This window comes from Emticicia sp. 17c (genome assembly GCF_037153985.1).
Lineage (GTDB): Bacteria > Bacteroidota > Bacteroidia > Cytophagales > Spirosomataceae > Emticicia.
Map to the genome: position 1 here is coordinate 47128 of NZ_JBBAYI010000008.1, position 14632 is coordinate 61759.

The 14632-nt window shown below is 41.4% G+C and carries 13 protein-coding genes; 9 read left to right on the forward strand and 4 right to left on the reverse strand.

Annotated features, from left to right (window positions below; genetic code table 11):
* Nucleotides 1-93 precede the first annotated feature (93 nt).
* A complete protein-coding gene (locus WAA15_RS15730) occupies nucleotides 94-1518 on the reverse strand; it encodes a serine hydrolase (protein WP_337043755.1) in 1425 nt (474 codons plus the stop codon).
* Between the two features lie 1157 nt (nucleotides 1519-2675).
* Here WAA15_RS15730 and WAA15_RS15735 point away from each other — a divergent pair.
* From WAA15_RS15735 to WAA15_RS15745, 3 genes are read left to right on the forward strand one after another with little or no spacing between them, the layout of a single operon-like run.
* Nucleotides 2676-3335, forward strand: a complete 660-nt coding sequence (locus WAA15_RS15735; RefSeq protein WP_337043756.1) for a hypothetical protein — start codon at nucleotides 2676-2678, stop codon at nucleotides 3333-3335.
* A gap of 23 nt (nucleotides 3336-3358) precedes the next feature.
* Complete coding sequence (locus WAA15_RS15740) at nucleotides 3359-4864, forward strand: hypothetical protein (RefSeq protein ID WP_337043757.1); 1506 nt, start codon at nucleotides 3359-3361, stop codon at nucleotides 4862-4864.
* 12 nt (nucleotides 4865-4876) lie between these two features.
* Nucleotides 4877-5272, forward strand: a complete 396-nt coding sequence (locus WAA15_RS15745; protein ID WP_337043758.1) for a hypothetical protein — start codon at nucleotides 4877-4879, stop codon at nucleotides 5270-5272.
* 144 nt (nucleotides 5273-5416) lie between these two features.
* Here WAA15_RS15745 and WAA15_RS15750 read toward each other — a convergent pair whose 3' ends face one another.
* Entirely contained in the window at nucleotides 5417-6340 is a 924-nt protein-coding gene (locus tag WAA15_RS15750) for a type IX secretion system membrane protein PorP/SprF (protein ID WP_337043759.1), read from the reverse strand.
* A 181-nt stretch (nucleotides 6341-6521) separates the two neighbouring features.
* On the reverse strand, nucleotides 6522-8006 hold the full coding sequence (locus WAA15_RS15755) for a M12 family metallopeptidase (RefSeq protein ID WP_337043760.1): 1485 nt from the start codon (nucleotides 8004-8006) through the stop codon (nucleotides 6522-6524).
* A gap of 474 nt (nucleotides 8007-8480) precedes the next feature.
* Between WAA15_RS15755 and WAA15_RS15760 the strand changes: the two genes are divergently transcribed.
* The 4 genes from WAA15_RS15760 to WAA15_RS15775 all read left to right on the forward strand — a co-directional run bounded on the left by WAA15_RS15760 (nucleotide 8481) and on the right by WAA15_RS15775 (nucleotide 11522).
* Nucleotides 8481-9539, forward strand: coding sequence for an N-acetyltransferase (locus tag WAA15_RS15760; RefSeq protein ID WP_337043761.1), 1059 nt, complete (start codon nucleotides 8481-8483; stop codon nucleotides 9537-9539).
* Entirely contained in the window at nucleotides 9511-9891 is a 381-nt protein-coding gene (locus WAA15_RS15765) for an ASCH domain-containing protein (protein ID WP_337043762.1), read from the forward strand. Before WAA15_RS15760 ends, WAA15_RS15765 begins: the two co-directional genes overlap by 29 nt.
* Before the next feature lie 253 nt (nucleotides 9892-10144).
* On the forward strand, nucleotides 10145-10729 hold the full coding sequence (locus WAA15_RS15770) for a hypothetical protein (protein ID WP_337043763.1): 585 nt from the start codon (nucleotides 10145-10147) through the stop codon (nucleotides 10727-10729).
* A gap of 10 nt (nucleotides 10730-10739) precedes the next feature.
* The gene (locus WAA15_RS15775; RefSeq protein WP_337043764.1) at nucleotides 10740-11522 is read left to right on the forward strand and encodes a carboxypeptidase-like regulatory domain-containing protein; all 783 of its coding nucleotides are present in this window, start codon (nucleotides 10740-10742) and stop codon (nucleotides 11520-11522) included.
* Nucleotides 11523-11618: 96 nt separating this feature from the next.
* Here the strand turns inward: WAA15_RS15775 and WAA15_RS15780 are convergent, their stop codons facing one another.
* Entirely contained in the window at nucleotides 11619-12200 is a 582-nt protein-coding gene (locus tag WAA15_RS15780) for a glycoside hydrolase family 19 protein (RefSeq protein WP_337043765.1), read from the reverse strand.
* Nucleotides 12201-12600: 400 nt separating this feature from the next.
* Between WAA15_RS15780 and WAA15_RS15785 the strand changes: the two genes are divergently transcribed.
* Nucleotides 12601-13065, forward strand: a complete 465-nt coding sequence (locus tag WAA15_RS15785; protein WP_337043766.1) for a terminase small subunit — start codon at nucleotides 12601-12603, stop codon at nucleotides 13063-13065.
* Nucleotides 13055-14608 (forward strand): hypothetical protein, encoded by a 1554-nt coding sequence (locus tag WAA15_RS15790; protein WP_337043767.1) that lies wholly within the window; start codon nucleotides 13055-13057, stop codon nucleotides 14606-14608. The genes WAA15_RS15785 and WAA15_RS15790 overlap by 11 nt, the downstream gene beginning before the upstream one ends.
* The last annotated feature ends 24 nt before the right edge of the window (nucleotides 14609-14632 follow it).

The following is a 14632-nucleotide window of genomic DNA, read 5'->3' on the forward strand; positions in this document are numbered from 1 at the left end:
GTTCAGGACAAAACACTTTGGTATTGCCCTCAGGCAACAAAATGAAGGTAATACGCGGCAGCATAAGCACTACCGCGCAGGGGGTGGGGGTTGTTATTTACTCAGGCGTTCGAGCATTTGTTTTCCACCCCTGTTATTGGGGTTCAGGTCAATTGATTTCTGATACATCCTGATGGCTTCTGATTTTTGGCCTAGTCGGGCCAGTGCTTCGCCGTAGCTGTCGTATACATTCCAGCTTTCAGGGTATAATGTTATGTTCAGCTTGAAAAGCTCAAGTGCTTTATCGGTCTGATTACTACTCATAAGCCTGTATGCCCAGTCGTTCAGCTGGTTTTCGTCAGGCTGAAACAAGGCATCTTTCGTTTTCTGTTCTTTCAGCACTTCGGCGGCTTTATCAAAACCCCGTTTGTTAAGTTCCATGCGCAAAACCGTGATAGGGTCCGAGGCCGGAATTTCAGGGTTGTAGAATCCGGCTAGTTCTTCAAGAAAGTTTTCGGGCGATGCCCCTCCAAGATTCGTCAGCACTATCACGGCGAGGTCGTCGTCGGGGTATACCAGAAAAGCCGAGCGGCCACCGCCACTCATGCCCACGGCCTTGTGTTTGGGGCGAATTTTGGTAATGCCCCAGCCTAATGACCATTGCGTGGGCGTGCCGTTGGTATGGCTGGTGGGTGTCCACATGGTGGTTAAGGCTGCCTTGGTTTTCAGGAGCTTGCCCTCTTGCAAGGCAATTACCCAACGAGCCATGTCTTCGGCAGTGCTGTTGAGGCCAGACCCCGTACGGCGCGACGGAAAAAACTCTGCATAGTTATTCGTAAGTTTTTCGGTGGGTAGGGCGTGGCCATCCATATACTTTTTATAGTTGTAGGTAGGTGCAAAATGCGGAATCACATCGCGTGAATCGCCAAAAACCGTGTTGGGCATTTTGGCTATATCAAACTGGTTTTCCTGAAAAAACTGTGCAAAGGGTTTTCCGCTGAGCTTGTCGATGATTTTACCTAGCAGCACATAGTTGGTCTGGTTATAACTGAATTGTGTACCCGTCGGGAAATCCATAGGCATGGCCAGTACTTTTTCCCAAGTTGCGGCTTCGTTGGCAGCACCGGCGGGTTCCTGTATGCGCAGAATATCAGGCAAGCCCGAAATATGTGTCAGCAACTGATTAATAGTAACCGCTTGCCATTGTGCAGGCAGGCCGTCGAGGTAGCGCGACACAGGCGCCGAAAGCTCCAGCTTGCCTGCTTCCACCAGTTGCATAATAGCCACCCCCGTAAACGATTTGGTGCAGGAGTTAATGGCAAAAATCGTTTGTTTGTCGGCAGGTACATTATCCTGAATGTTGGCCGTTCCGTAAGCCTTGCTGAACACGATTTTGCCATGCTGTACTACGGCAGCCTGTAAGGCCGGAATCCGCAGGTCTTTCATTTGTTGAAGCAAAAATTGTTCAACCTGTTTTTCTTTCGACTGTCCAAAAGCCAACTGGCTGGCCAGGATTCCTAAAGTAATTAGCTTTTTCATGAATAGTTTTTACGATACAGCCCATAAACTCAGGAAAGGCAAGAAGGTTACAGGAATACAGCAAAATTTGCTAACACCCCGATTTAATTCTTGTTTTTTCTTTATTTTAAATAGTTTTTTTATGCTTTTAGGCTGGCTTAGGTAGTAAAAAAGCCATGTTGGTACAAAAATGTTATTTGCGAAATATGACGAAGGTCATATTTTTTTATGAATCCACTCATGTTATGCCATACAAGATAAATGTAATTTTGTTCCGTCAAATAAACGTACTGACCTATTATTTATGTAATAGTAAATGAAACAAGCGTTGCAGACACCAATAACGAAAATACTTACATAAACACTTTTGCCTATGAAATATAACAATCTTATTCTCTGCCCAAAAGTATACGTATAAGCCACCCATCATACACGCATTACAAATAACATTACAAGACACGAAAGGTCAGTTTTTTTTTTTCTGAGCGACTGACTTTCCCGAGCCGGAAGTACTATCGGTGATTAAAGAGGAGTTTGCAAGTGGGGTTTCCGATGATATTCAGGCAGGCCAAACCTGATTTGCTGTTGGTATTAATGCCAAGCTGGTATGTGTGGTTCGGGGGGTCAGTCTGTAAGAAATTAATTCGTATAAAGCTAATCGTTAACGAACTTCTGTTGGTGACAGCAGCGTTTTGTTCCCTACGCTTTATGTGGTATGCCTCGGCAAGCATGAGGCTGGTAAGTATTGGCTTGTGCAGATAAATGTGTTTTCAGAGTCAGATAAAAGGGGTAGCCCATTCATAGCAACTTTATAGCCACAGATATAAATAATAGCGAATCGTAGACGCGCAATAAGTTTTTCATGGTGAATAGAATAGGGTGCGAACGATTCACACAACGAGTTATTTTTACGTGCTTTCCTACACATAAGTGTACAGGGAAAATTTTAAAAAGGTGTAGAATGTGTGTAACATCAGATGGTTAGAATTTAAAAGGACAGGGTTTTACCTTGTCTTTTTTTGTTTTCAGGCCGTACCTGACAATATAGGTACCGGAAAATAACTATTTCTTGTGCGTGCCAATGGGTTTTCGGATATTCATCCCAGAAATTTTATGCTGTGTACTGAATATACCAACTAATATTGTCTGAAGCCTACATCTAAATAAATTTTGCAACCATGAAAAAGTATTTTATAGGTTTTTGTATAGCCTGCTGTTTACTACAAAGTTGTATTACTCATATTAATGAGTTTCATTACTTTAAAGATGATTTACGCCCTTTGCCTAACTATTATAGAGTGCATGTGCGTGGGTATTCGTTTCTGTATTCACAAACCAGATTCTATGCAGGTTTTTTCAAGAGCGATGCCATTGATATTTATTTTAACGAATTCAGCCAGCCTAAAAATGGAGAATTACGTAAAAAGGCCGATTCGACCAACATTCATCCGATTGATGGCGATACCGATAAACAACTGGTAGTGATTCTGTCGAGTAATGCCGATGCCATTGCTGACCAGATTGGTAATGTAACTCAAACCCAGAATGCTCTCAAAAACCTGATGCAGCTAACCAGTACAGATAAACAGGCGAATCTGGTGAGTTTGCAGGACAAAAAGGAGATTCTGATGGACGAAAACGAAAGCCTGTTTGATATAGGCAATACTCTGCTAACAGGTGTAGAAACCGTACCTGCCGGAGATACTCTGAAGGTACAGGCAAGTTTATTACAGTTGCTGAACCAACTGGCTAGCACAGAAGGGAAGCCGGTATCGTTCAAGTCTTTTAAAGAGGCGCGGGAGTGGTTTAACAAAAATGGTTTTCCGGTGAATAATTAAAAACGAGCTTAACAACGAAATCTATGAAAAATCTTATAAAAATCTTATTGATAGGTGTAGTGCTGCTGCTTTCGGGGTGTATGGCCCGACTAAAAATTGATATGAAGGTGCTCAAACGAGAATATATTCTGGATAACCCTATTTACTGGCGCGAAAATACACGCCCGCTGGCTGAAAAAGCAAGACAAAATATGTTAACCAATCAGTACGAAAACCTTGAGAAGGAGCTTACAACAAAAATTGAAAATGCACTTAATAACTTAAACAAAAGATTAGAGCAAGAAAGACAAGCTATTGTACAGGATACTACTGAGCTGGATTCTTCGATAAAAAAAGCTCAAGCAACCAAAAAAAGTTTAGAGGATAGCCTTAAAACGGTACAAAATACTTTGAATGGTAAAAAAATAAGTGCAAGCCTTAGAAAAACAAATACAGCTAAAAAAACTGACTTAGAGAAAAAAATCAAAGCCAAAAATGATAATATAAATAGTATTAGTCTGCAAAAAAAGGACAAAATAAAAGAATTAGACAGGGCGGTCTTGGTAGATGATTTCTCAATGAGAAAAATTAACGATGGCTTCAAAGAAACAGTAAGCAAGAATATCGATTCTGTAAAGAAATTTCATACAGGAGGGCTAGTTAAATACGATGAAGCACTAAATCTGGCTTTAAAGGCTTTTTTTATTAATAATCCGAATGCTTGTAAAGATATTTACTCGTATCAGGATTGCTGTGGGCTTATTGTTACCAACAAACCCAACTTTGAGGATTTTGTCGATAGCAAGCAGCTAGAATGCTGCTTTAATGCAGAAACTTTGTTGAAATTACAGGAAGCCTATGCGTTGTTGAATCAGGGATTTCTGAAGCTGGCAGGCCTGAATTATTATCTGAATGAAGAGTTTAAAAAACTAACTGAATTTTTTAGAGCTAATAGAGGCCAGCAAAATGACATTACAGGTTTAAAAGACATATTTGTGGAGGCACAAAAAAGTGTAAAAGTATTGGGTAATGCCTCATCTTTACAAAATCTGCAAAACGACCCTTTCTTGTCTTTGGTAGCGGGGGCGCGGAGGAAGTACTGGAAAGCCCGTTCAAATGAAGCCAAAGCATACGTGTCAGTCGGGAATGCCGATATAGCCATTGTAACACAACCTAACGGCGAATATACCATAAAAGGCGTAAGAAACGATGCCTCGCAGGCTACCAAAGCCACTTTTTCGATGCTGAACCTGACGGTTGAGGCACTAGCTAAAGTATATGGGGTAGGGGCAGTAACCAGTATCAAGAACGATTCAACACTTGATACCACAGCTACTCCGTCTGTCAACAGCGAAATAATAAAGGCAGAATCTGACTATAAGCGTTTAAAGGCTAAAACCCAGCTTGCCAAAAGCAAGATTTTTGCGGCTATTCTTAGTCAGGAAGGGCAAATAGTTGACTCTACGGCTACTGATGCCAGCCGAGAAAATGCTGTTAAGACTATCAAGGCTGTATTTGATGGCAGTAAAAAAGCTATAACAAACCAATAAACTATTATAAAAATGGGAATATTTCGGATAAATGACCGCGTAAAGTTTATATGCAATAACTCGAATATTAAGGCCGGAGAGGTAGGTGTTGTAACCGACGTGACTTCTAACGATGGTGTTGATTTAAATATAGTATTTTTTGCGCGTTTACATCTGTCGTTAGGTGTTGTGGACGAATGCCTTGTGTTGGCTGGTAGTATGGAGGGTCTCGATGGCATGTCTTTGGCTATGGGAGTTGGTAATGAAGTTATTGTTACGGCTAGAAGTGCCAAAGTGAAAGTCGGCACCAAAGGCGTGATTGAAAAAGAGCTTCCGAAGAAATTCGGGAAAGAATTTGTAGCCGTACTCTTTGAAGGTAAGGCAGAGGCAATAAATGTTGCATTAAGCAGTGTGTCGTTGCTGAAATAGCGTTGGGTGTATTTAAATCGAGGGCATAGCTACAAAAGTCTATGCCCTTTTTTGTTTATACAAAAACAAAACAATAAAGAGCAAAGCACCACATTACTGCATTGGCTAGCCATTGGCATAGACCAATTGCTGCCCATTAACTCACTATTTGCGCTGAGGGGCTTTTTTTATGGGTTTGGTGGGTGTTTTACTTTTAGAGGTAGCCGTTTTGTCTAGAAGCGAGTAGCGTAGCCAGATACTATGGTATTTGAATGTGGTGGCATCGAGGGCATCACGCTGATACCCTATCATGAGTGCTGGGGTAGGCCTGATGGCAGCCCCGAAGCGTTGTAACTGGGTGCGCTCAAACCCGAAGTTCTGCACGCCTACCGCCCCGTTTACATAAATAAGCCCTTTGTAATGAAAACCCAAGTCGACAGATAGCGACTGGCCGGGTTTGACAGGCCCTTGTGGCTTGAAAACATCGAACTGTAAATAAACTGCCGGAGTAAACTTGAGGTCGTAGGGCAGGTAGAACGTGTATCCGCCTTGCAGGATAAGTGCCGAAAAATCGCCTTGAATGAAATCGCCTTTGTGAATGAGCGTTACCATGTGCGGAAACGAAATACCTACATAGTTTTCCTTGTTTTTACTCTGTAAAGCCGCACTCAGCCCATACCTGAATACCTTGCTGTTTTTGAAATCGGTGGGGTCATATACGCCCAGATTCAACCCTGTCGACAAAGTGGTTTTTCGGCCAACAGGCATTTCATAAGCATAATTGAGCATAAGCTCGTTGCTCGACTCCTGCTGCCCCCATACGTAAGCCCCAAACTTGTGCGGGCTGTTGGTGTTGGCATAAGAACCCGAAACCAGATACTGGTAATGTGAGAAATTAGACGTAAGCCCGGGGAAATTGATTTCGTACCGCCCTGTTGAAAACGACGCCATTACATTACTGGCAGGGGCATTGCTTAATAAGGCGGCATTGGTAATTTGTTTGTCAAGATACCATTGCCTGAACTCGGTAACTATTTGCGCGTTTGTAGAGAAAGAAATGCTCAATAAAAGAACGAACAGTCGTTTCATGTTGGTAAAATTAGTTTTCAAAGTCTGTGGTTATTATTATTAACAAACTTATCGGGCGTATATTGTTCTGAAACCCCAGAAATCATAGCCGGATTATCTGCAAAATAGAGAGAGAAAAACTATGTTTGCTCTCTCTGGTATAAATAATGTTAGTGCTGGCACCGAATTTTCGTTGTTCGGTTTATTGTCGGGTAAACGACTTGGTATACCATTTACTGGTGCCAAACTGCTTGTTGGTGTCGTCGTAGAGGGCTACGAAATACTTCACGTTATGTGTTCCGGTCGGAATACTGATGTCGTTATACGGGATTGTCATGTATAAATCGCTGTTTGAAGAATGGTTATAAACTGTTGTTTTATACCCGGGCCTGAACGCCGCACAGTACGACAACGCATTATTATTGGCATCTTTCAGCGGAACCTCATTGTTGTCATAAAAATACACACAGGCTTTGCAGGTAACGCTTTGACCGTTTTTGACAGCAAATTTTGGCATAATATCCATGGTATTGTTATTGAAATTGGCAAGCACCTCAAAATCTTCGCAGATAAGCCCTTTGGTATACGTAAAATAATAATAGCCGCTCTGAATTAGCTCTTTTCGGTCTTCGCTCCAGATAGATACCTTATATTTGAGTTTATGCTCGCCGTCTTGCATTTCCAGTTCATCATAAGGTAAAAATATTTCGAGCTTGGTAAACGAGGTATTATCATACAAGGGCGAGAAATCGCTGCCACTTGCCACTTTGCCGTCGGTTGTTTTATAAAGATTGTTAAAGTCTTTCAGGGCGTCGCCATCTTTATAATAAAAATAGGCCGATGCCCGACAATTTTTATTCTTGGCATTGTTAATCGTAAACGACAGCAGAATTTTCATGCCTTTCTGGTTGTTGCTGTTGGTTACGTTATATTCGCAATCGATGTTTTCGAGCTTGCACGAAACGCTTCCGGTTGTGGTTGTAACAGGCTGAGGCCGCGGATACATTTCTGCCGCCAGTCGTTTATCTTCAACCGATAACTCCCTGTTCCAGCCTACCGAATAGCCATCCGTCGTGAACTCGCGCGGTATCGGGTAGTGCATAATCGAGAACTTGTCATAGTTGTGGTTCGAGAGCGTTACGCTGTATTTATCAAGCACCTGCGCGCGTATATCCGGTATACTCCAGCCCTTTGCCTGATAATAGTTATAAACCACGGGGTAGTTCCAGTGAATAGTGGCTGCCGGGTGCATGTGTTCGTGCAATAACCCCAGCGCATGGCCAAATTCGTGTAGTGTGGTTCTTTTAAATTCTTCTTCTGTGGTATTGTAATTGAACCAGCCGAAATTCATGGATGGTTGCCCCTGTTGGGTATAATATTTTGCGTTGGTACCTACATAGCTCCACGAAGTTCCGTCGGGGTTAAACGAAATCAGGATGTCGGGCGTACCTGAGTCAATATACTGGAAACTTATATTGGCGCATGATTCCCAGAATCTTGAGTAATACGTAACTTTGTTTCTGACGAAATCGGTACCACCCGTAAACTTGACCTTCAGCACCGAACCGTTGGTCCATTTGGTATTGAAATCAAATACACCATTTTGGGCGTTGATGTTTTGCAGTTGTCGGGGTACTTTATCGACGCAGATTTGTATTTGTGCAAAAGCACCAGTATTGAGTAACAAACAAAACCCCAACAATAAGCTAAGACGAGCATATTTTGGTTGACTGGCTAAAAAACAAAAAGGGTTTAATGAGAAAAAACACTTCATAAAGGTAGTATTAGGCATCTGTACTGGCATGAATAACTGTTGCAGTATTTAGGAACAATTTTACTAAGAAATCTGTCAAAATTCAAAGGGTATATCCATAATAGCGTGTTTTTTAGTTATCGGAATAAGTGTTTGGGCTAGCTTTTTAAGCATTATACGATAAGAAATATCACGCAATTTTTTACCATAACGCAAGTTATGCTTCTATTGACATACGTACAGCAAAAAAATCAAGATAAGATTAATAATTATTAGATACTAGTGATAATGTTTATCAAGTGACTAGGTATATTTTAAAGTTTGTGCCGAAAAATAAAAAAAATAATATTTATTATTTTTTTTAATAAATATTATTCAATTTAGAAAAATTAACCTTCAATATCTAATATGGAAAATCAAATACAAATTAAATCTTTTTCACAAATTGATATAAATAATCCTTTTTTTGATAGTTTAAAATTAGATTACAGAGAGTTTGAAAAATGGTTTGCTAAAAAAGCCTCTGATGGGGCTGAAGCGTATCTATTGATAGATAAAAATAATATTGAGGCATTTCTATATTTGAAAATAGAGGAAGATGATGTATTAGATATTGAACCCCCTTTACCTAGAGCTAAACGAGTTAAAGTTGGTACATTTAAAGTAAATCCTCATGGGACAAGGTTAGGAGAGAGGTTCATAAAGAAAATTTTTGATTACGCTTTTAAGCATAATACTAGTCAAGTATATGTTACCATATTTGATAAACATATAGCACTTATACAACTTTTTGAAAAATATGGATTTAAGAGAATAGCACTTAAACATACTAATAATGGCACTGAGTTAGTGTTTTTAAAAGACTTTAATACTATACAAAATGACGTATTATTAGATTATCCAAGATTTAAATTAAATAACAATAAAAAATTCCTCCTTTCTATTTATCCTGAATATCATACTCGTTTATTTCCTGATTCGATTCTTAATAATGAAAGTTTTTCTGAGATAGAGGATGTTTCACATACAAATAGCATTCATAAAGTGTATATATGTTTTATGGATGTTAGTGTTCTAAAAACGGGTGATCTAATTCTTATATATAGAACTAAAGATGATAAAGGTCCTGCTTATTACCGGTCTGTTGTTACCTCTGTATGTGTAGTTGAAGAAGTTAGAGTAAAAGCAAACTTTAATAATATTAATGATTTTTTAAATTATTGTAAACCATATAGTGTATTTAAACAAGATGAACTTTTGGATTGGTTTAGTAAAAAGAATATTTTTGTAATAAAAATGACATATAATGCAGCTTTTCAAAAAAAAATTACACGAGGTAATTTAATTGATAATCTGGGTTATAATAGTGATATTAAATGGAGTTTTTTTGAAATATCTAATGAGCAATTTTTAAAAACTTTAAAAGCAGGAGGGGTCAATGAAAGTGTTATTATCAATCAAACCTGAATATGCAAACAGGATTTTTGATGGAAGTAAAAAATTTGAATTTCGTAAGTCAATATTTAAAAATAAGAATGTTGATAAAATTGTAGTATACGCATCGTCTCCAATGCAAAAAGTCATTGGAGAGTTCGAAATAAAGAGAATTTTATTAAATGATCTGGATAGTCTTTGGGAAAAGACTGAGAAATACGCAGGTATTTCAAAAGCTTATTTTGATAGTTATTTTATAAATAAGAAAATTGGATATGCTATTGAAGTAAAATCAATAATTAAATATGATGAGCCTCTCTGTTTAAAAAATGATTTACAGATAAAAACACCACCTCAATCTTTTATGTATTTAAAAAGTTTTTAATAATCTAAAAGTTGAGTTCAACTTTCTTATTTTTAAAACTAGTTTTAAAAATAAGAAAGGATTAAAACCAAAACTCATTGAAAAAAAATATTTTAAATTCTAGTTCTTTTCTCCCTCACAATTCATTCGGCAAAGCCTGCAATCCAGTAGGTTTATCAGCCATTTCATTCGGCTTGTTATTTCAGAAATAGGGTATCTGTAATAGTTTTGATGTGCCAATGCTACTCAACCGTAGGGCGTTGGTTTACAAATTATGAAAAAGAAACTATTAGAAACTTTCGCGTTAATGGGTGCGCCATTTCTGGGCATTGATATGCTCACAGGAGTGTTTTTTCCTGACTTTGTTGAGGCAAACCCCTGGTTTTCCGGTTTTACCGGACTGCTCTACATTACTGGCTGGCTGGCGTCGATGGAGGGCCTGCGCCGCCTGCTCGACACCCCCACCCGAGATTTAAGCTGGTATGCCATCCGTATCGTTATGTTTACCTTAGTCATTGCCGATGTATCAAACATCTGGGCTATGGTTTCTACACAAAAACCTGTGCTTTTTTACATACTCGATGCCGGTTGGCCTGTAAGTAACCTGCTGATGCTGCTAGTAGCATGGGCGGTTTTCCGAAGCGGTCAGCTAAAACCCTATGGGCCATTAGTTACGTTGGCTATGGGTTTGTGGTTGCCGGTATCGTTGCTACTAGGGCGTAGTAATGTTGCTTTTTGTATCGACGGCATTTATTCGGCGTTGGTGTGGGTATTGTTTGCGTGGGTGGTTATGAAAGCCCGCTTTATGCCTGTGTTAGCTGTTCAGTCTTTATTTATTAACCATAAAAATTTTAACTAATCATATAGCCATGTTTATTTCCTATTTTTCTCGTACCCTTATAATAGCCGCCTGTTTATGTGTAGGGGCATCGGCCTGCACTACTCCTGATAACGAGAACCCGTCGCCCGATAAGCCCGGCGGGCAGGCTGGTTACCTGACCGGAAAAGTAACCGACCCAAGCGGCAAGGGGCTGCCCAAAGCAACTATTTATATCGATAATACTGTTTTTAAAGGACGTGGCTCCGAAACCACATCGGCTGCTGATGGGTCTTATAAAATAGCAGTAGTGCCGGGTTTAGGCCAATGGGTAGCCAAAGCATATATACTAAAAGCCTATAACGGCCGCGTGTATAAACTTATGCTAGACCCCGAAAACGATGATTCTTTCACGCAGGAAGAAAAACCTGTCAGGAATTTTCGATGGAAACTGCAAGGGCGTATGCCTGATTTAAGCCTGAATTTATACTACGGCGGGGCGGCAGAATTATACAAAGACCCTAACGAAGAAGAAATGCAGGATTCGGAAAACATAGAATTTACCTTTCAGCCTGACGGCCCTTTGATTGATGGCTCACAGGGGAAAACCCTGAAACTCAGAGGTGGCAAAGCAGGTACGCAGAACCGTAACCGACTGGTTGATATTCCTATCGGGCGGTATAAGATAACAGCCGTGTATTTGCCTACGGGTAAAGCCTTACAGGTAAAAGATGCTTGGAATGACGACCCCTACCAGAACAGTATGATAGCCGACTTTCATGGAACAGAGGAGTCGTACAGGGCTAACCAAATGGGTATTGCATTCAGGCAATAAAGTAGCAAGTAAAAACGGCACACCCGCACCTTTGGGGGTTTGGGTGTGCCGTTGGGCTATAAAGTTAGAACTTTTGACCAACGCCCCTCAATACACCTACACCGTATAACTGATAGAACCATAATAGCTTAATGCAAGATTGGCAATGAGGGCGTTTTTATCGGTGCCGTTAATAATTCTTCTGGCACCTTTCCAGTCTTCTTTAGTTGCATTGAAGTAATTGGCCAGTTTTTTTCCGGTAAACAAGCCGCCTATCATACCCATAAACAATATCTTCGTAGAGTTGGTGAGTTCCATCACCAGTTCAGGATGATTAATAAAATCCTGTCCGAGCAGTTGCCCCATTTTTTCGTAATTGTCGTACCACGTAAGCTGCACAAAACCACGGCCATAGAACAAATTAGTAGTGTTGGTATAGCGCGTTCTTTTGTTCATTTTCAGGTTTTCGCCATAAGGTTTGCCACGGCCTTTACCTATTTCTTCAATAGGCTGAAAAGTCATGTTGGTTTCGTGGTGTACTGTTGCCAGCATATAGGCCAGCCAGCGGTCGTCGTCATTACTATGGTGTGCCTCCCATTCGTCGAGTATGGTTGTGATGCCATCTACCTGTTTTTGCGTGAGCCTGCCATTCAGGAAAAGGCTACGGCAATTATTAAAAAAGAAATTCCGGTTTATCATAACATTGGGGTGTTTATGGGTTTGGCCAAGCAATAAAAATATGTAAACTGAAAGTACTTACAACAGCCACGAATGAATAGTAAATATTAATTGAAGATGGTAGATAAACAATAAAAACTGATTATCCGGTAACTTAATTTATTCTATGGTACCTATGCCGGTGTTCCTACCCATAATGGTTGGCTGTTTGATGAAATCGGCATAGCAGCAAAGCCTGATTCTAGGCTTTATCTGTCAGGCGAAATTTATACGTATATTTATAATGGTTATTTGAGTGGTGAGCCAATAAAACGCTTAACGGCCTGATAGAGATTTGTTTTACAATTGGTAATAATTTTTTATTTAATACTTATATTGTAAGTATTAAATTTTGTATATTTGCCTATTAAATCCACAATAAATGGCTCAACTTACAGAAAAACAGTATTACCAGTTAAGATCAAAAAATGCAAAGGACAAAGCATTTAAAACCCCTGCCGCATTAATAGAAGCGTGCAACGCCTATTTTGAATGGTGCCTCGATAACCCCCTGATTGAAGAAAAAGTGTTTCAGCATCAGGGTAGGGCTGTTACGGCAGATGTAAAAATTACGCGTCCGTTTACACTTGAGGGGCTGTGTAATTATATCGACCTCAGCACACAGGGCTTTAAAGAATATGAGTCGGAAGAAGCCTTTTCGCCCGTTGTGGCGCGTATCAGGCAAATTATTGAAACGCAGCAGTTTGAAGGTGTGGCGGCTGGCTTGTTCAATGCCAATATTATTGCCCGCAAGCTGGGCCTGACCGAGAAAAAAGACACGGGCGAAGGGCTTGTAAAGAGCTTTTTCGATTTTCTGAAAGAAACGTCTGCCAATTATGACCACTGAATTATACGAAACCACCGCCAAATCTAAAATCGGCGACTGGCGCAACGACTGGTGCCTGTTTGCGCGCGAAGCATTAGGCGTAAACCTCGATGCCGAGCAAGAGGCCATTTTGCGCTCGGTGCAGGTAAACCCCCGCACAAGCGTGGTGTCGGGTACGGCACGGGGTAAAGACTTTGTGGCGGCAGTAGCTGCAATATGTTTCATGTACCTGACACCCCGCTGGAACGACAAAGGCGAACTCATAGCCAACACCAAAGTAGCCCTTACGGCCCCAACCGAACGGCAGGTAAAAAACATTTGTGTGCCAGAAATTGCCCGCCTGTTTTATCGGGCCAAAGGCAGGGGTGTTGATTTACCCGGCAGAATGACCTCGTTCGATATACGTACAGACGACGAAGAGTGGTTCCTGACGGCCTTTCGGGCCGACCCTCACCGGCACGAGTCGTGGTCGGGTTTTCATGCGGTCAATACCATGTTTGTGGTAACCGAAGCATCGGGTATTCTGGATGACACCTTCACGGCTATTGAGGGCAATTTGCAGGGTAATTCGCGCATACTGATAGTTTTTAATCCTAATTCGAGCATTGGTTATGCCGCCCGAAGCCAGAAGGGCGACCGCTGGGCAAAATTCCGCTTAAACTCACTCACGGCCCCGAATGTGGTGCATCGGCAAAGCCTGATTCCCGGACAGGTAGATTATGACTGGGTGAAAGATAAACTCGATAACTGGTGTACACCCATTCGGGAACAGGATTTTAACGAAACCCTCGACGATTTTCAGTTTGATGGAAAATGGTACAGGCCCGAAGACGATTTCCGTAAAAAGGTATTGGGCAAATTCCCGAAGCTCTCCGAAGATGCCCTCATACCGGAAGTCTGGATTGAAATAGCACAAAAACGCTGGCAAGATTACCACCAACAGCATGGCTATGGATACCACGAGCCTTTGCGGTTGGGGGTTGACGTAGCAGGTATGGGCCGCGACAGCAGCGTTTTCTGTTACCGCTATGGCAATGTGGTGCAACAGTTTACGACTTCAAATTCGGGCGGGCAGGCCGACCACATGCAGGTGGCCGGACGCGCCGCCGCCGAACTAAGCCAGCACCACCACGGCATTTGCCTGATTGATACCATCGGCGAGGGCGCAGGCGTATATGCCCGCCTGACCGAACTGGGCTTTAAAGCTCGCGTATACTCATGTAAGTACAGCGAAGCCGCCAGCAACGAAAAAGGCGATAAACTGAGCGACGTAACAGGGCAATATACTTTTGCCAATATGCGGGCTTATCTTTTCTGGGCCGTGCGCGACTGGCTCAACCCTAAAAACAAGCAAAATGCCATGCTGCCGCCCGAAGCAGGGTTAGCGCAGGAAGCCACCGAAATAAAATGGCGGTTTCAGAGCAACGGGAGCATCATTATAGAACCTAAAGAGGAAATCAGGAAGCGGCTTGGCCGCAGCACCGATGCCTTCGATGCACTGGCGAATACCTTCTGGCCTGCCAGAACTGGCCGGAAAATTGCAAATCTGGGCAATTTGTTTTAGGGTGTGGCGCGGGGTGTGGCTGCC